Origin of the sequence: Mesorhizobium sp. C277A (assembly GCF_040324395.1) — a bacterium.
Taxonomy (GTDB): Bacteria; Pseudomonadota; Alphaproteobacteria; order Rhizobiales; family Rhizobiaceae; genus Mesorhizobium.
In genome coordinates this window covers 4084869-4100077 of the sequence record NZ_JAMYVW010000002.1, presented here as the reverse complement: position 1 = coordinate 4100077, position 15209 = coordinate 4084869, and the positions used below count along the sequence as shown (strand labels likewise).

The 15209-nt window shown below is 64.8% G+C and carries 19 protein-coding genes; 11 read left to right on the top strand and 8 right to left on the bottom strand.

What is annotated here, in order from left to right; genetic code table 11:
- Positions 1-3: 3 nt before the first annotated feature.
- Positions 4-498: a DUF2244 domain-containing protein gene (locus tag NKK52_RS20195; RefSeq protein WP_023669732.1), complete on the bottom strand. Its 495-nt coding sequence runs from the start codon at positions 496-498 to the stop codon at positions 4-6.
- A gap of 22 nt (positions 499-520) precedes the next feature.
- On the opposite strand from NKK52_RS20195, the gene nth reads away from it, so the two are divergent.
- Complete coding sequence (gene nth / locus NKK52_RS20190) at positions 521-1354, top strand: endonuclease III (protein WP_023683078.1); 834 nt, start codon at positions 521-523, stop codon at positions 1352-1354.
- On the opposite strand, the gene NKK52_RS20185 is transcribed toward nth, so the two are convergent.
- The 4 genes from NKK52_RS20185 to NKK52_RS20170 all read right to left on the bottom strand — a co-directional run bounded on the left by NKK52_RS20185 (position 1314) and on the right by NKK52_RS20170 (position 5015).
- A complete protein-coding gene (locus tag NKK52_RS20185; RefSeq protein WP_023683079.1) occupies positions 1314-2822 on the bottom strand; it encodes a tripartite tricarboxylate transporter permease in 1509 nt (502 codons plus the stop codon). The genes nth and NKK52_RS20185 overlap by 41 nt on opposite strands.
- Positions 2823-2831: 9 nt before the next feature.
- The gene (locus NKK52_RS20180; protein ID WP_023683080.1) at positions 2832-3305 is read right to left on the bottom strand and encodes a tripartite tricarboxylate transporter TctB family protein; all 474 of its coding nucleotides are present in this window, start codon (positions 3303-3305) and stop codon (positions 2832-2834) included.
- Between the two features lie 98 nt (positions 3306-3403).
- Positions 3404-4381, bottom strand: a complete 978-nt coding sequence (locus NKK52_RS20175; RefSeq protein WP_023683081.1) for a tripartite tricarboxylate transporter substrate-binding protein — start codon at positions 4379-4381, stop codon at positions 3404-3406.
- 178 nt (positions 4382-4559) lie between these two features.
- Positions 4560-5015, bottom strand: coding sequence for a DUF2214 family protein (locus NKK52_RS20170; protein WP_023683082.1), 456 nt, complete (start codon positions 5013-5015; stop codon positions 4560-4562).
- A 141-nt stretch (positions 5016-5156) separates the two neighbouring features.
- Here NKK52_RS20170 and NKK52_RS20165 point away from each other — a divergent pair, with 141 nt between their 5' ends.
- From NKK52_RS20165 to NKK52_RS20150, 4 genes are all read left to right on the top strand, one after another.
- Positions 5157-5387 carry a YdeI/OmpD-associated family protein gene (locus NKK52_RS20165; protein WP_023683083.1) on the top strand — a complete coding sequence of 77 codons (231 nt, stop codon included), beginning with the start codon at positions 5157-5159 and terminating at the stop codon, positions 5385-5387.
- Positions 5388-5529: 142 nt separating this feature from the next.
- Positions 5530-6069, top strand: coding sequence for a GNAT family N-acetyltransferase (locus NKK52_RS20160; protein ID WP_023683084.1), 540 nt, complete (start codon positions 5530-5532; stop codon positions 6067-6069).
- 120 nt (positions 6070-6189) lie between these two features.
- Entirely contained in the window at positions 6190-6726 is a 537-nt protein-coding gene (locus tag NKK52_RS20155; RefSeq protein ID WP_031203959.1) for a hypothetical protein, read from the top strand.
- 143 nt (positions 6727-6869) lie between these two features.
- Positions 6870-7289 carry an OmpA family protein gene (locus NKK52_RS20150; RefSeq protein WP_050591966.1) on the top strand — a complete coding sequence of 140 codons (420 nt, stop codon included), beginning with the start codon at positions 6870-6872 and terminating at the stop codon, positions 7287-7289.
- Here NKK52_RS20150 and NKK52_RS20145 read toward each other — a convergent pair.
- Complete coding sequence (locus NKK52_RS20145) at positions 7276-8049, bottom strand: IclR family transcriptional regulator (RefSeq protein WP_023683085.1); 774 nt, start codon at positions 8047-8049, stop codon at positions 7276-7278. The two genes, NKK52_RS20150 and NKK52_RS20145, sit on opposite strands and share 14 nt — an antisense overlap.
- 206 nt (positions 8050-8255) lie before the next feature.
- Here NKK52_RS20145 and NKK52_RS20140 point away from each other — a divergent pair, with 206 nt between their 5' ends.
- The 5 genes from NKK52_RS20140 to NKK52_RS20120 all read left to right on the top strand — a co-directional run bounded on the left by NKK52_RS20140 (position 8256) and on the right by NKK52_RS20120 (position 13480).
- A complete protein-coding gene (locus NKK52_RS20140; RefSeq protein ID WP_023683086.1) occupies positions 8256-9233 on the top strand; it encodes a Bug family tripartite tricarboxylate transporter substrate binding protein in 978 nt (325 codons plus the stop codon).
- A gap of 125 nt (positions 9234-9358) precedes the next feature.
- On the top strand, positions 9359-9895 hold the full coding sequence (locus tag NKK52_RS20135; protein WP_023683087.1) for a tripartite tricarboxylate transporter TctB family protein: 537 nt from the start codon (positions 9359-9361) through the stop codon (positions 9893-9895).
- A 4-nt stretch (positions 9896-9899) separates the two neighbouring features.
- Positions 9900-11423, top strand: coding sequence for a tripartite tricarboxylate transporter permease (locus NKK52_RS20130; protein ID WP_023683088.1), 1524 nt, complete (start codon positions 9900-9902; stop codon positions 11421-11423).
- A 15-nt stretch (positions 11424-11438) separates the two neighbouring features.
- Positions 11439-12617, top strand: coding sequence for a CaiB/BaiF CoA transferase family protein (locus NKK52_RS20125; RefSeq protein WP_031192914.1), 1179 nt, complete (start codon positions 11439-11441; stop codon positions 12615-12617).
- Positions 12614-13480, top strand: coding sequence for a citryl-CoA lyase (locus NKK52_RS20120; protein ID WP_031197621.1), 867 nt, complete (start codon positions 12614-12616; stop codon positions 13478-13480). The genes NKK52_RS20125 and NKK52_RS20120 overlap by 4 nt, the downstream gene beginning before the upstream one ends.
- 6 nt (positions 13481-13486) lie before the next feature.
- On the opposite strand, the gene NKK52_RS20115 is transcribed toward NKK52_RS20120, so the two are convergent.
- Together NKK52_RS20115 and NKK52_RS20110 are read right to left on the bottom strand one after the other, a co-directional pair.
- Positions 13487-13963 carry an NUDIX hydrolase gene (locus NKK52_RS20115; RefSeq protein WP_023669717.1) on the bottom strand — a complete coding sequence of 159 codons (477 nt, stop codon included), beginning with the start codon at positions 13961-13963 and terminating at the stop codon, positions 13487-13489.
- A gap of 122 nt (positions 13964-14085) precedes the next feature.
- Entirely contained in the window at positions 14086-14358 is a 273-nt protein-coding gene (locus tag NKK52_RS20110) for a hypothetical protein (RefSeq protein ID WP_023669716.1), read from the bottom strand.
- Positions 14359-14605: 247 nt separating this feature from the next.
- On the opposite strand from NKK52_RS20110, the gene NKK52_RS20105 reads away from it, so the two are divergent.
- A complete protein-coding gene (locus NKK52_RS20105) occupies positions 14606-15196 on the top strand; it encodes an invasion associated locus B family protein (protein WP_023683091.1) in 591 nt (196 codons plus the stop codon).
- Positions 15197-15209: the final 13 nt, after the last annotated feature.

The window sequence follows — 15209 nt, the reverse complement described above, 5'->3', positions numbered from 1 at the left end:
GCTCTAGCGCGTCCTGGCTTTTGTCAGAGCACGTGAAAACGCAGTGGCAAAACTCTCGCGGGAGTCAGGGTCCAGGAATGACCCGATCGGCACATTCTGTCCTTGTGCTTCCACCGTCATCCTGGTGATGCCGATCTCGGCATGGCGAGCGACGGAAAAGCGCGCCCAGAACGGGTTGAAGCGATGCGCTTCCGACTTTCCCGAGGGCGCCGTCTTGCGGATGTCGAGGCTGGTGCGCGACACCGACACTTCCTCGCGGGCACGGGCGGCACGATAGTTGGCGCGGAAGGCGATGTAGACGGCGATGACGTCGAGGCCGAAGAAGCCGAACACCGGCCAGGCGCCGCGCGACAGGAAAAACGCCCCGGTCACCACCCAGCCGAACAGCAGCGCGCCCATCAGCACGGCAAAGCCGGTGCGGCCCAGCGAGCGGTGCGGTGTCAGCAGCGCCTGGAAGAATGGCTCGTCGGCCTGAAACGAGGCGTTTGTGTCGCTCATCCCAGGATATTATAGGAGGGAAATGGCCAGCCCCAAGTCCAAAAATCTTTCCCTATCCAAAAGTGAACTGCCGCCCGGGCGGCGCGACGGCTCGAATGCCAAGCCGCGACCGCGGCCGGCGCGGCTCCGTTCGCTCTACAGCGCCGCCGAGGTGCATGAGATCTTCCGGCGGTTTTCGGTGCAGCGGCCCGAGCCGAAGGGCGAGCTCGAGCACGTCAACGCCTTCACGCTGCTGGTGGCCGTGGTGCTGTCGGCGCAGGCGACCGATGCCGGCGTCAACAAGGCGACGCGGGCGTTGTTCAAGGTCGCCGACACACCTGAAAAGATGCTGGCGCTGGGCGGAGCCAGGGTTGGCGAGTACATCCGCACCATCGGACTCTGGCGCAACAAGGCCAAGAATGTCGTGGCGCTCTCGGAGGCGCTGATACGCGATTACGGCGGCGAGGTGCCCAGCGAGCGCGATGAGTTGGTCAAGCTGCCGGGGGTCGGGCGCAAGACCGCCAATGTCGTGCTCAACATGGCGTTCGGCCAGCACACGATGGCGGTCGACACCCATATTTTCCGCATCGGCAACCGCCTCGGCCTGGCGCCAGGCAAGACGCCCGAACAGGTCGAGCAAGGGCTGCTGCGGATCATCCCGGACGAGTATATGCGCCATGCGCATCACTGGCTGATCCTGCATGGCCGCTATGTCTGCAAGGCGCGCAAGCCCGATTGCCCGGCCTGCGTCATCGCCGATCTCTGCAAGGCCGAGGTGAAGACGACAGACGTGCCGGCGCCGCTCGTGGAAATCGCGGCGCCCGGCGTCCCGACAACTAGCTTTCCTCCACGAACACCTCTTCGCGCTTCTTCTTGACCGACGGCAGGAAGACGACGACGAGCACGGCCAGTGCGACGAGCAGCAGGCCGGCGCTGATCGGCCGCGTCACGAAGGTCGAGGGGTCGCCGCGCGACAGGATCATGGCGCGGCGCAGGTTTTCCTCGAGCAGCGGGCCGAGCACGAAGCCGAGCAGCAGGGGTGCGGGTTCGCAACGCAGCTTGGTCAGGATGTAGCCGAGCAGGCCGAAGAATGCGACCGCGTAGAGATCGAAGGCGTTGGTGTTGACGCTGTAAACGCCGATCGAGCAGAACGCCATGATGATCGGGAAGAGCACATAATAGGGGATCGTCAGCAGCTTCACCCATAGCCCGATCAGCGGCAGGTTCAGCACGATCAGCATCAGATTGCCGATCCACATCGAGGCGATGATGCCCCAGAACAGCGCCGGCTGCTCGATCGCGACATTGGGGCCGGGCACGATGCCCTGGATTATCATGGCGCCGATCATCAGCGCCATGACCGGATTGGCCGGAATGCCCAGCGTCAGCATCGGAATGAAGGAGGTCTGGGCGCCGGCATTGTTGGCCGATTCCGGTCCGGCGACGCCGGCGATGGCGCCCTTGCCGAACTCCTCCGGGTGTTTCGACACGCGCTTTTCGACCGTGTAGGAGGCAAAGGCGGCAAGCACCGCGCCGCCGCCGGGCAGGATGCCGAGCGCCGAACCGATGATCGTGCCGCGCACGATGGGTGCTGCCATCGCCTTGAAGTCGTCGCGGGTCGGCATCAGGCCGGAGACTTTTTTGATCATCACCGAGCGCTCGTGCTCGTTTTCGAGATTGCGCAGGATCTCGGCGACGCCGAAGACGCCGACCGCCACCGCCACGAAGTTCAGCCCGTCGGCATATTCGCGGATGCCGAGCGTGAAGCGCGGCGTGCCGGTGTAGATGTCGGTGCCGACAATGCCGAGCAGCAGGCCGAGCACGACCATCGCCAGCGCCTTGACGATCGAGCCATGGGCGAGAGCGATGGACGAGACGAGGCCGACGATCATCAGCGAAAAATATTCGGCCGCGCCGAATTGCAGGGCTATTGCCGTCAGCGGCGGGGCAAAGACGGCGACCAGGAAGGTCGACACCGTGCCGGCGAAGAACGAGCCGATCGCGGCGATCGCCAGAGCCGCCCCGGCGCGACCGTTCCTGGCCATCTGGTAGCCGTCGATGGCGGTCACGGCCGAGGAGGATTCGCCGGGCATGTTGATGAGAATGGCGGTGGTCGAACCGCCATACTGGGCGCCGTAGTAGATGCCGGCCAGCATGATGAGGGACGAGACCGGGTCGCCGATCTGGAAGGTGATCGGCAGCAGCATGGCGATGGTTGCGGTGGCGCCGATGCCGGGCAGGACGCCGATCAGCGTGCCGAGCAGAACGCCGATGAGGCAAAAACCCAGATTGGCCGGCGTGGTGGCCGTCGAAAAGCCGAGTTCGAGGTTCCTGAGGAGGTCCATCTCAGCGCCTCACAATGCCAGCCATTGGGGCAACCAGGGGCCGAAGCGCTGGAATGGCAGCCCGAGCGCGTAGCTGAAGACCAGCACCGAAAACAGCGTCAGGCCGGCCGACAGCAGAAGTGCCGTCAGCGGCTTCATGCGGGCGCTGGCAAAAGAGGCGATCAGCGCCGTCAGGAAGATCGACGGGACGAAGCCGAGGCCGCGCACGGTCATGCCGAAAAAGATCGGCGCCGGCAGGATGAACAGCATGCCGCGCCACGCAATGGGGCCGATCGGCTCGCCCTCGACGCGCACCGCCTGGACGAGGATGATGGCGCCGAGCACGATCAGCACGATCGCCAGCACCAGCGGGAAATAGCCCGGTCCCATGCGGAAGGCGGTGCCGATTTCGAGGCCGAGCGATTGTATCGCGAAAAAGGCGCCGAAAAAGATGAACAGCGCGGCGCACAGGCCGTTTGCCCTGTCGATGGCGAAAGGTTTCATGGCGGTCCTCCCCTGACCCTTGCAACGGGCTTGCCGTTGCAAATGTGAAAACGGACGTCGAAGCGAAAACGGGGCGCCGGCAGCGCCCCGTTCAAGCCTCAGTCGGCGTATTGGCCGGCGGCTTCGATGATCGGCTTCCAGCGCATGATCTCGCCTTCCAGCTTGGCCTTCAGCGCTGCCGGCGTCGCGTCGGCCTCGGACGACGGCTTGGTGCCGAGTTCGGCGAAGCGGGCGATGACGTTGGGGTCCTTCAGCGCGACCTGGAGCGATTTCGACAGTCGGCCGGTGATCTCGGCCGGCGTGCCCTTCGGCGCATAGAGGCCGTGCCAGATGCCGACCTGCACCGCGGGCAGGCCGGCTTCGATGGTCGTCGGCACGTCCTTCAGCACGTCGAGGCGCTCCGGCGTGGTGACGGCATAGGCCTTGATCGTGCCGCCCTGGATCTGCTTGGTGGTGTTGGTGGTCTGGTCGCACATAATGTCGACCTGGCCGCCGAGAAGGTCGGTCATGGCCGGACCGGTGCCCTTGTAGGGCACGGTGACCAGCGGCGTGCCGATGGCGCTCATGAACAGCATGCCGCACAGATGCGAGGCAGCGCCGATGCCGGCATTGGCGACGGTGATGGTGTCCTTGTTGGTCTTGGCGTATTCGACCAGCCCTTTCAGGTCGGCCGGCTCCAGGTCCTTGCGGGCGACGATGGCCATCGGCACCTCGGTGACGAGGCCGACATACTCGAAGGCGTTCAGCGTGTCGTAGGCGAGTTTTCTGTAGAGGGTCGCGCTGGTCGCCATGCCGATGTGATGGAGGAGCAGCGTGTAGCCATCCGGGTCGGCGTTGGCGACGCGGCCGGCGCCCAGCGTGCCGCCGGCGCCGCCGACATTTTCGACGATGATCTGCTGGCCGAGATCCTTCGACATGGCTTCGGCGACGAGCCGCGTAACCGTGTCGGTCGGACCGCCGGCCGCAAACGGCACGACGACGGTGATGGTGCGCTCGGGATAGGTCTGTGCGCTGGCGGTGAACGAATAAAGCGTGACGGCCGCGGCGGCGGCCAGGGCGGCTACAATTTTCCTCATCGTAATTCTCCTCCCAGGATATCAATCTCCGATCGCTGTGCAGGTCAGGCAGCGAGGGTGCAACAAAGGCAAGCTAACAGATTGTCGCCTGACGCAAACTGCAAAATACAGTCGTGCGCAACCATGGCGATCAGTGGGGAGTATGCCCGGAGGAGATGGGTTTGGTGTTGGCGTTGCTTCAATAACCGCAGGCGCGCGCCATCGCCGCCGCGAAGATCGGGATCAGCAGGAAGATGAAGGCTTCGGCGCGCACATAGGTCTTCACCGAGGCGAGTTCCGCAACCGGCACCTGAAAGCCGGGATTTGCACTGGCTTGCCGGTTCCAGGAGATGAAGCGGATGGTCGGGATGATCGACAGCAGGCCAACGATGCCGAATGCCGCCATCTTGGCCCAGAACACCCAGTTGTAGACGTAGAATTCCCAGCCCTTCAGGCCGTAGATGACGCGGCAGATGCCGATGATGATGATCAGCATGGCGATGATGCCATAATGGCGGTCGATGCCGGCAAGCCGCTTGAGCGTGGCGGCGGAGAGGTCGCCGCGGATCAGGACAAATTCGGCGCCGATGATGCCGGCCAGCGACAACACCAGCAGATGATGGAAAATGGCAAGCACGAGATCGGTGGTGTCCATGGCGTTCTCCTCCCATTGGCGGTATCGAGACCGGCCCTTGCCGGACCGGTTGCGAAAGGTAGCATCGTTCGGCAGAATTCCCAGAGGCGGACCTGGGTTGGACCATCGGCGTCGCCATCCTGACAGCTGGGGTTTTCTGAAATGACCGGACTGAAGCGCGCCCTGAACCCGATGCCGGACGACATCCGCATCGCCCTGACCGAAAAAGGACTGACAGCGGCCTACGAGGCGCGGCCGGACTACCAGAAGAACGACTATCTCGGCTGGGTCGCCCGCGCCAAACGCAGCGACACCAGGCAGAAGCGGCTCGACCAGATGCTGGACGAATTGCGGCGCGGTGGGCTCTACATGAAGATGGTCTGGCACGGCTGAAAGTAAGCCGACGCTGTTCGCTTCGACCGCCTGGTCGCGCCAGGCCGTTCGGAAGCTTCCCTGGCTGAATGATGATCCGGCTTGGCCCTTGTCCGGGCGCGCTGGTTTGCTAAGCGCTGACCGTCAACGGAGGCAGAGTTTCATGGGCAGTCCAAAAACAGCCGGCGTCCCGGTTCTCGAAACGGAACGGACCATCATGCGGGCGCACCGGATCGAAGATTTCGACGACTATGCCGTCATGTGGGCCGACCCCGTCACCACCCGTTTCATCGGCGGCAAGCCGCGGACGCGGGAGGAAAGCTGGATGCGGTTCCTGCGGCATGCCGGCCTGTGGTCGCTGCTCGGCTACGGCTTCTGGGCGGTCGAGGACAAGGCCAGCGGTCGCTTCATCGGCGAGGCCGGATTCCACGATCTGAAGCGGGACATCGAGCCGTCGCTCGAGGGCATTCCGGAAGCCGGCTGGGCGCTGGCGCCGCAAGCGCATGGCAAGGGTCTTGCCAGCGAAGTCGTCAGAAGGGCCCTGGCCTGGGGCGACGACACCTTTGCCGGCGCGAGAACCGTCTGCATCATCGATCCGGAAAACACCGGTTCGTTGAACGTTGCGGCAAAGTGCGGCTACACCAAGGTCCTGGAAACCACCTATCACGACGGGCTGACGATCCTGCTCGAACGGCGGGTGTGAAGCGCTTCATCGACGCAATTTCCACGTTCTGCCAGGGTTGGCTATTCTAATCTAGCTACGCAATTCCTGTGGGAAAACCGCTCACACTTTTCCTGGAATTGCTCTTTGGGGGAGCCGACCATGCGTGCGATCAATGCGATATTTCTGAAGCTTTTCTGGGCGGGGCTGCTGCTGCTGGCGGCCGTGCAACTGGCGGGCGCCGATGCGACGGTGCCGACCGCCGACATCGAGGGCGGTGCCGACAATCATCTGGCCAAGCGCTACGAGGGGTCGTTCATCGTCTCCTACGAAAAATTCGCCTATACCGATTTTACAGTGCCGCTGTCGCCGCTGAAGCCGAGCGCCGATCCGGAGGCCCGTGACACGATGAACAACCGTGTGTTCGCGCCGGACAAGAAGGCTGAGGTCGAAGGCGCGCTGACCCGCATCGCCTATGTGCTGCCGGCCGAGCGCTCCCCGCTCGAAGTGCTGCGCAACTACCAGGATGTGATCGCGGCCGCCGGCGGCGAAGTCCTGTTCGAATGCAAGAAGGAAGAGTGCGGCGGCGCCGCCGACCGGTCGTCGAGCGGTGGCGGCGGCGACATGAGCCTGATGATGTATTTCTTCCATGAAAGCGACGTCAGGACGCGGCCTTTTCCAATGGCGCCTGTGCGGTAACCACCGGTATCAACGACCAGCGCTTCTTCGCCGCCAAGCTGCCGCAGGACGGCGGCGACGCCTATGTCACGGTTCAGGCCTATTCGCTGATCGACGACCTCTACTGCAAGGAACTCAACGGCCGCACCATTGCCGTCGTTCAGGTGCTGGAGCCCAAGGCGCGCGACAAGAAGATGGTGGTGGTCGAAGCGGCCAAGATGGCGGATTCGCTGTCGGCCACCGGCTCCATCTCGCTCTACGGCATCTTCTTCGACACCGACAAGGCCGACATCAAGCCGGAATCGGAACCGACGCTGAAGGAGATCTCGACGCTTCTGACCAACGAGCCCGGCATGGCGGTGATCGTCGTCGGTCATACCGACAACCAGGGCGCGTTCGACTACAATATCGATCTGTCGTCGCGGCGGGCGCAGTCGGTGAAGGCGGCGCTGGTCTCGAAATACGGCATCGATGGCGGCCGGCTGACCGCCGCCGGCGCCGGCATGATGGCGCCCGTCGCCAGCAATGACGACGAAGCCGGCCGCGCCAAGAACCGCCGCGTGGTGCTGGTCAAGGCGAACTGAGGCCGATCACGGTTTCAGCGCCGGCTAGGCGCGCTGCCTGCTCCAGCATCGAGGCATCCTCGCCGAAGGCGCGGGTGGCGCGAGCGGCGGCCTCCAGCAGGTCCGGTGTCATGCGGCGCAGGAACGCCGTATCGACGCGTGTCGACGGGCCGGCGAGCGTCAAGGCGCCGAGCAGAACGCGGCCCGGTCCGAACACCGGCACCGAGACGCCCGCCGTCTCAGGGTCGCGGTCGCCGATCGACAGATAGTGGCAGGCCTTGCGGATGGTCTCGTATGGTTCGCCCGGCTGGCCTGAAAACGCTGCCAGCACGCGGCCGCCCGAGCCGGTGAGCAACGGCAGCAGGTCGCCTTCCCGGATCGTGTAGCGGATAGGATGCTTGGATTCGACGCGGTAGAGACAGGTGCGGGCGTCGCCCGAGCGGACATAGAACGCCACGCTTTCCCAGCTGCGCTCGGCGAGATCGCGCATGATCGGCAGCAGGATGTCGACCGCCACCACGGAGCGCTGGTAGAGCGCGCCGAGCCGGAAGGTGGCGGGTCCGATGCGGTAGCGGCCATCGTCGAGCCGCTCCAGCAACTGCCCGCGCAGCAATGAGTTCGCCAGCCTCAAAATGGTGCTTTTGTAGAGCCCGGTGCGCGCCGCGATCTCGGCCAGGCTGAGCGAGCGGTCGGCGGTCGCGAACGCGTCGAGAATGGCGATCGCGCGGTCGAGCGCGGCAACGCCATCGGCCGGCAACGGCTGGGATCGCGCTTCGGTCATCTCACGAACAGTTTCATTCCAGTTTACCTGCTCGGACAAAGGCCGGCCGAAGTGATTGTGCCGCACATCCATGGTTCTGTCTAGTAGAACAGCGTTCCTGTTGACAGAACGTACCGAAATCGGCATGAATTTTTGCCGAGCGGGTCTGTTTTCAGGCTACGTTTCTGGCAGGCACCGGAGGAGGTGTCGTGATTTGGAGGAATCCCATGCTGAACAGACGCAGATTTTTGATGAGCACCGCGGCCGCAGGCGCTGCCGGATTCGTCGCAACGCATTTGACGCCCGCTTTCGCTCAGGATGCACCGCAGATCCAGATCTTCGTGCCGGCCGCGCCCGGCGGCGGCTGGGACCAGACGGGGCGCACCATCGACCAGGTGCTGCGCAGTGAAAAACTGATCTCCGGCTCGCAGATCACCAATGTCGGCGGCGCCGGCGGCACTGTCGGCCTGCCGCAGTTCATCAGCCAGTGGAAGGGCAAGGGCAATTCGCTGATGGTGGCCGGCATGGTCATGGTCGGCGCCATCATCGCCAACAAATCGGCCAACAACCTTTCCGAAGTGACGCCCATCGCCCGCCTCACCGGCGAGTTCGAGGCGCTGGTGGTGCCGGCGGATTCGCCGTTCAAGACGGCCGGCGATTTCGTCGCCGCGCTCAAAGCGGATCCGACCAAGGTTCCCGTGGCCGGCGGCTCGGCCGGCGGCTCCGACCACATCCTGTTCGGGCTGATCGCCAAGACGGTCGGCGTTCCGGCAACCAACCTCTCCTATGTGCCTTTCGCCGGCGGCGGCGAGGCGCTGTCGGCGCTGCTCGGCAACCAGGTGGCGGCCGGCATTTCTGGCTTCGGCGAGTTCTCCGAGCAGGTCAAGGCGGGCGCGCTTCGGCTGTTGGCGATCTCCGCCGACAAGCGCCAGGACGGCATCGACGCACCGACGATGAAGGAAGCCGGCATTGACGTCGAACTGTTCAACTGGCGCGGCGTCTTCGCACCGCCAGGCGTCTCCGACGCCGATGAGGCGGCGATGGTCACGATGATCGAGACCATGGCCAAGAGCGATGCCTGGGCAGCCGAATGCAAGAACCGCAACTGGACGCCCATCCTGCTCACCGGCGACGACTATGCGAAATTCCTCGTCGACGACACCGCCCGCATCACCGCGATCCTCAAGGATCTCGGCCTCGCCTGATGTCTTCAGGGGCGGCCACGGCCGCCCCTTCCGACATTCGCCTGCGGCATGGACATATCATGCGCTGGGAGTGAAACTGCGGATGCGGCCGGCGGGAGGATGCCGGCCATCTCGGGAGGACATCGATGAGCACCAGCGACCAGCAGCCGGCGCCCCCGCGCCTTGCCATGCCCGAATTGTTGATCGGCATCGGGCTTCTCGCCTGTGCTGCGGCCGTGGCGTGGCAGACCCTGGCGATCCCGGTTTCGCCGCTCTATTCCAAGGTCGGGCCGACCGTCTTTCCCTACATCACCATGACCGGCATGATCGTGCTTTCGCTGCTGCTCATCGTCGCCGCGCTGCGCGGCGGCTGGCAGCCGCAGGAGGAAAAGGAAACGCCGACCGACTGGAAGGCCATGGGCATCGTCGTTGCCGGCCTGGTCGCCAATCTGGTGCTGATCCAGCCGCTCGGCTTCACCGCCGCCTCGGTCATCATGTTCGTGCTCGTCTGTTATGGCTTCGGCAGCAAGCACACGCTGCGCGATGCGCTGACCGGCCTGATCCTGGCGCTTGCCGCCTATTTCGGCTTTGCCAGGGCGCTCGGCGTCAACATTGGCGCCGGCTTCATCGAAAACCAGCTGAACACGGTGATCGACGCGATCATCGCCACTGCGAGGGGCTGACGCCATGGAGACGCTCGGCCATCTCGCCCACGGATTTTCCGTCGCTTTCTCGCCGATGAACCTGCTGTGGTGCCTGGTCGGCACCACGCTCGGCACGGCCATCGGCGTGCTGCCCGGCCTCGGGCCGGCGCTGACCATCGCGCTGCTGCTGCCGATCACCTACCAGGTGGCGCCGGAGGCGTCCTTCATCCTGTTTGCCGGCATCTATTACGGCGCCATGTATGGCGGCTCGACGACCTCGATCCTGCTCAACACGCCGGGCGAAAGCGCCACCATCGTCACCGCGCTGGAAGGCAACAGGATGGCCCGCTCGGGTCGCGGCGGCGCGGCACTGGCGACCTCGGCGATCGGCTCCTTCGTCGCCGGCACCATCGGCACGATGGGCGTCGCCTTCCTGGCGCCGGTGGTGGTGAAGTTCGCGCTGGCCTTCGGGCCGGCTGAATATTTCTCGCTGATGGTGCTCGCCTTCATCACGGTTTCGGCGGTGCTCGGCTCGTCCTCCGTGCGCGGCCTCACCAGCCTGTTCATCGGCTTCGTCATCGGCATGATCGGCGTCGACCTGCAGACGGGACAGCCGCGCTTCACCTTCGGCATGAACGAACTGCTCGATGGCGTCGATGTCATCATTGCCGCGGTCGGCCTGTTTGCCGTCGGCGAGACGCTCTACATGGCCTCGCGCCGCTATGCCGGCAAGGACGAGATCGTGCCGCTCAAGGGATCGCTCTACATGACAGCGGCCGAATGGGGACGATCGTGGAAGCCATGGCTGCGCGGCGCTTTTATCGGCTTCCCGATCGGCGCCATGCCTGCCGGCGGCGCCGAGATCCCGACCTTCCTGTCCTATGCCATCGAAAAGAAGCTGTCGAAGCACAAGGAGGAGTTCGGCACGGTCGGCGCCATCGAGGGCGTTGCCGGACCGGAAGCCGCCAACAATGCGTCTGCCGCCGGCGTGCTGGTGCCGATGCTCACCCTTGGCCTGCCGACCTCGGCGACCGCCGCAATCATGCTGTCGGCCTTCCAGAGCTACGGCATCAATCCGGGACCGCTGCTGTTGACGACGCAGGGCGATCTGGTCTGGGGCCTGATCGCCAGCCTGTTCATCGCCAACGTCATCCTGGTCGTCCTCAACCTTCCGCTGATCGGGCTGTGGGTACGGCTGTTGAAAATCCCGGCGCCGCAGCTCTATGCCGGCATCCTGGTGTTCGCCACCGTCGGCACCTACGGCATCTCGCAATCGCCGATCGACCTCGTCATCCTCTATCTCCTGGGGGCCGCCGGCTTCCTGATGCGGCGCTTCGATTTCCCGACAGCGCCGGTCATCATCGGCATGATCCTGGGGCCGCTCGCCGAAACGCAGTTCCGCCGGGCGATGACGATCTCGAACGGCGACTGGTCGGTGTTCTACACCCACAAGCTGTCGCTGGTGCTGCTGATCCTCGCCTTCATCGGCCTAGCCGGGCCGCATATCTGGGCCTTCATCGAGCACCGGCGCCGTCGCGGACCGGAGCATGTGCCGGGCGATGCCTGAGCAACCTGGAGCATCATGACCGATCTGCTTGCCGGCATCCGCATCCTCGATCTGACCAATGTGCTGGCGGGCCCTTATTGTGCCTATCAGCTGGCGCTGCTCGGCGCCGATGTCATCAAGGTCGAGACGCCGCAAGGCGGCGATCTGGCGCGCCAGCTCGGCGCCTCGCCGGCGCTCAACAAAGCCGGCATGGGCGCGTCGTTCCTGGCGCAGAATGCCGGCAAGCGATCGGTGGTGCTGGATCTCAAAAGCGAAGCCGACCGCGAACGCTTCCTCGATCTCGTCGCCTCGGCCGACGCGCTGGTCGAGAATTTTCGACCGGGCGTGATGGGGCGGCTGGGTCTCGGCTATGAGGTGCTGAAAGCGGTCCGCCCCGGTCTCGTCTATTGCGCCATATCCGGTTTCGGCCAGAGCGGGCCGATGCGCGACAATCCGGCCTACGACCAGATCATCCAGGGGCTGTCCGGTATCATGAGCATCACCGGCACGCCGGAGACAGCACCCTTGCGGGTCGGCTATCCCGTCGCCGACACGCTGGGCGGGCTGGTCGGGGCCTTCGCAATCGCCGCGGCGCTGGTCAAGCAGAAGACCTCGGGCGAGGGCGCGTTTCTCGATGTCTCGATGCTCGAATGCACGCTGTCGGCGCTGGGCTGGCCGGTGTCCAACTATCTGACCGCCGGCGTCGAGCCGCAGCCGATGGGCAATGAGAACATGACGGCTGCGCCCTCCGGCGCGTTTCGCACCGGCGACGGCCTGCTCAACATCGCCGCCAACAAGCAGGAGCAGTTCGTCATGCTTTGCCGGCTGATCGGCCAGCCGGAACTGGCCGACGATCCGCGCTTTGCCGAGCGCGAGACGCGCAAGCAGAACCGCGCTGTGCTGAAGGTGCTGATCGAGACGGCCTTGGCGAGCGCCTCGGCCGCAGCCTGGGAGGAAAAATTCAACCGCGCCGGCGTGCCGGCGGGCCGGGTGCTGACGATCCCCCAAGTGCTTGGCGAGCGTCAGGTCGTCGAGCGCGACATGACCACGCGTTTCCAGGGTCTGCCCGGCATGGCGCAGCCGCTGACCGTGGTGCGCGGCGGCTTCATGGTCGATGGCGCGGCACCCTTGCCGGTCCTGCCGCCACCGGTGCTGGGTGAGCATATGGACGAGGTTTTTTCCACCCTGCCGCCGCGCGCCAGGAGAAGCGCGTGAGCGAGAGAAAAACCGGCCGCGAACGCGGCGAGGAATGGTGGCAGACCGGCATCATCGAGATGAGCCCCGGCATCATCCGGCTGCGCGGCTATGAAATCCAGGAGCTGATCGGCCGCGTCAGCTTTCCGGCCACGATCTGGCTGATGCTGCGCGGCGAATTGCCGAGCGAGGAGCAGGCGGCGCTGCTCGGCATTGCGCTGGGGGCGGCCGTCGACCACGGGCCGCAGGCGCCGTCGATCGCCATTGCCCGCATGGCCATCACCTGCGGCGTCGGCATCAACAGCGCCATGGCGTCCGCCGTCAACGTGCTGGGTGACGTGCATGGCGGCGCCGGCGAACAGGCGCTGTCCTTCTATGGCGACATTGCCGTGGCACTTGACCAGGGTGTTGCGCTGGACCAAGCCGTAGCCGCACGGCTCGACCGTTTCTTCGCCGAGGAGAAAGGCTATGTGCCGGGATTTGGCCATCGCTTCCACCCGGTCGATCCGCGCGCGCCGCGCCTGATCGAAGTGACGCGCGATTTTGCCGCGCGCGGCGTCGTCAGCGGACGCTTCGCCGACATCGCCGAGGCCGTCGAAGCAGAGGTGGCACGGCGCAAGGGCAAGAAAATACCGCTCAACATCGACGGCGCCACCGCCGTCATCTATGGCGAGCTCGGCTTTCCGCCGCCGTTGACGCGCGGCCTGTTCGTGCTCTCGCGCTCGGTGGGCATCCTGGCGCATGCATGGGAACAGTCGCAGCAAAGCGAGCGCAACAAAGGGCCGCTGCCGCGCGAATGGCTGTGGGCCTATACGGGCACGCCGCTGCGACCATTTCCCGCTGAGGGGGATGAGGGTCCCGCTGAAGGGGACGAGGGCAAGTGAGGTTGGTCAGGCCGGGTCCGGCACTGCCGGCTGAGGCGGCGCCAGGTTGGCCATCAGCGTCGAGAGATCCGGCTCATCGATGAGCAACGCCGCGTCCTGCGGCTTGAGCCATGCCCGCTGGCGGCTCTTGGCCTCCTGCCAGTTGGCCAGTTCCTCGGACACCTCCAACAGATAGACGACGACGTCGACGCGCACGAAATTGTGCTCCAGCCGTTTCCAGTAGGAATAGCTGCCGGCCGGCGCCTTGCGGGTCTTGCCGAGCACGCCGGCTTCTTCGCGCGCCTCGATGGTGGCGGCCTTGCGCCCGCTCTTGCCTTTCATGGGCCAGCCCTTGGGCACGATGAACCGCTTCGTCGCTCGCGACGTCACCAGCATCACTTCGAAATTGCCTGAAACGTCCAGGCGAAAGGGAATGGCGGCGACTTGGCGAATGCGTTCGCCTCGCCTTGCCTTGCGTACCGCCTTTTTCTTGGTCGTCGCCATGTGCTGAAAATCCGGTCGGCGGGCGCACCGCCGCACGCCGCCTGCAAACCCCTGATATGCCCGCGAGGCAATGAGGCATTTTTAGTAAATAAGTCGACTAAGTAAATCGCAAGCGACCGATATCAACGGCAAACACGCACAATCTGGTTGTTGACGATCTGAATCGGACAAGCTTGCCGGACGACGGGCACTTCGGGGCGCGGCTGCGGCACGATCCGACGGTCCTGCTCGCGATATTGCTGCTGCTGTTGCTGGAACTGCTGCCGCTGCAGGCTGTTGCGCAATTGCTGCAGCTGGTTCTGCTGGATCAGCCGGTTGGCGCTGGGATTGACGGACTGAGCCGCAGCAGATTGCATGATGCCGGCGAGCGTTGCCGCCGCCAGCATTGCCGACATCAGAACTGTCGATAGGCGAAGCGTCGACATCAGTTCATTCCCGTACAGATATAACCTCCTCTCTATATAGGGCGTTCGTCTCGATCTGCCATGGGCGGGTCTGCCATGGGCCGATCTGCCACGGGTTGGCGAAATCCCTGAGGATGCGGCCTGCCGCACTTGACAGAAAAGATCGATTGACCGCTCTATCGGGCGCGGATCTCGGCCTCAATCGCGGCTGACTCGAGGCACAATCGGGAGCATATTGATGAAAAGCAGGCAAGTATATTTCGCGGCGCTACTGGGCAGCATCTGTATTCTTGGCTCCGTGGCAGTCGCGGCGCAAACCAAGACCGACAAGGCGGCGCCTGCCGCCGCAGCGCCCGCCCCTGCTGCCGGCCCGACATTGCCTGGCGGCGCCTCGGCGCTGTCCGAGACACATGGCGACTGGACGGTCAATTGCCAGGTAACCGGCACGGCCAAGGTTTGCAGCCTGTCGCATCAGCAGTTCAACAAGCAGTCCAACCAGCGCCTGCTGGCCATCGAGCTGTCGAGCAAGAGCGGCGAGGATGCCACCGGAACGCTGGCGCTGCCGTTCGGCCTGGCGCTCGCCAAAGGCGTCAGCCTGACCATCGACGACCAGAAGCTGGAAGGCAGCCTGCCGTTCAACACCTGCCAGGCCGTCGGCTGCCTGGTGCCGGTGGCGTTCGATGCCAGCGTCACGCCGCTGCTCAAGGCAGCCACCACGCTGAAGATCGACGCCTTCGCGGCCGACACCGGTCAAGCGGTGAGTTTCACCATCCCGCTCAACGGCTTCGGCGGCGCACTGGCACGGACGGCGGAATTGTCGGTCGACTGAGCAGCAAGCGCGC

Excerpts from the sequence above, each read along its gene's own strand:
- NKK52_RS20195 (WP_023669732.1), bottom strand. The coding sequence starts at position 498 with ATGAGCGACACAAACGCCTCGTTTCAGGCCGACGAGCCATTCTTCCAG.
- NKK52_RS20175 (WP_023683081.1), bottom strand. The coding sequence starts at position 4,381 with ATGAGGAAAATTGTAGCCGCCCTGGCCGCCGCCGCGGCCGTCACGCTT.
- NKK52_RS20160 (WP_023683084.1), top strand. The coding sequence starts at position 5,530 with ATGGGCAGTCCAAAAACAGCCGGCGTCCCGGTTCTCGAAACGGAACGG.
- NKK52_RS20140 (WP_023683086.1), top strand. The coding sequence starts at position 8,256 with ATGCTGAACAGACGCAGATTTTTGATGAGCACCGCGGCCGCAGGCGCT.
- NKK52_RS20135 (WP_023683087.1), top strand. The coding sequence starts at position 9,359 with ATGAGCACCAGCGACCAGCAGCCGGCGCCCCCGCGCCTTGCCATGCCC.
- nth (WP_023683078.1), top strand. The coding sequence starts at position 521 with ATGGCCAGCCCCAAGTCCAAAAATCTTTCCCTATCCAAAAGTGAACTG.
- NKK52_RS20180 (WP_023683080.1), bottom strand. The coding sequence starts at position 3,305 with ATGAAACCTTTCGCCATCGACAGGGCAAACGGCCTGTGCGCCGCGCTG.
- NKK52_RS20115 (WP_023669717.1), bottom strand. The coding sequence starts at position 13,963 with ATGGCGACGACCAAGAAAAAGGCGGTACGCAAGGCAAGGCGAGGCGAA.
- NKK52_RS20165 (WP_023683083.1), top strand. The coding sequence starts at position 5,157 with ATGACCGGACTGAAGCGCGCCCTGAACCCGATGCCGGACGACATCCGC.
- NKK52_RS20105 (WP_023683091.1), top strand. The coding sequence starts at position 14,606 with ATGAAAAGCAGGCAAGTATATTTCGCGGCGCTACTGGGCAGCATCTGT.
- NKK52_RS20130 (WP_023683088.1), top strand. The coding sequence starts at position 9,900 with ATGGAGACGCTCGGCCATCTCGCCCACGGATTTTCCGTCGCTTTCTCG.
- NKK52_RS20110 (WP_023669716.1), bottom strand. The coding sequence starts at position 14,358 with ATGTCGGCAATGCTGGCGGCGGCAACGCTCGCCGGCATCATGCAATCT.
- NKK52_RS20125 (WP_031192914.1), top strand. The coding sequence starts at position 11,439 with ATGACCGATCTGCTTGCCGGCATCCGCATCCTCGATCTGACCAATGTG.
- NKK52_RS20185 (WP_023683079.1), bottom strand. The coding sequence starts at position 2,822 with ATGGACCTCCTCAGGAACCTCGAACTCGGCTTTTCGACGGCCACCACG.
- NKK52_RS20155 (WP_031203959.1), top strand. The coding sequence starts at position 6,190 with ATGCGTGCGATCAATGCGATATTTCTGAAGCTTTTCTGGGCGGGGCTG.
- NKK52_RS20170 (WP_023683082.1), bottom strand. The coding sequence starts at position 5,015 with ATGGACACCACCGATCTCGTGCTTGCCATTTTCCATCATCTGCTGGTG.
- NKK52_RS20145 (WP_023683085.1), bottom strand. The coding sequence starts at position 8,049 with ATGACCGAAGCGCGATCCCAGCCGTTGCCGGCCGATGGCGTTGCCGCG.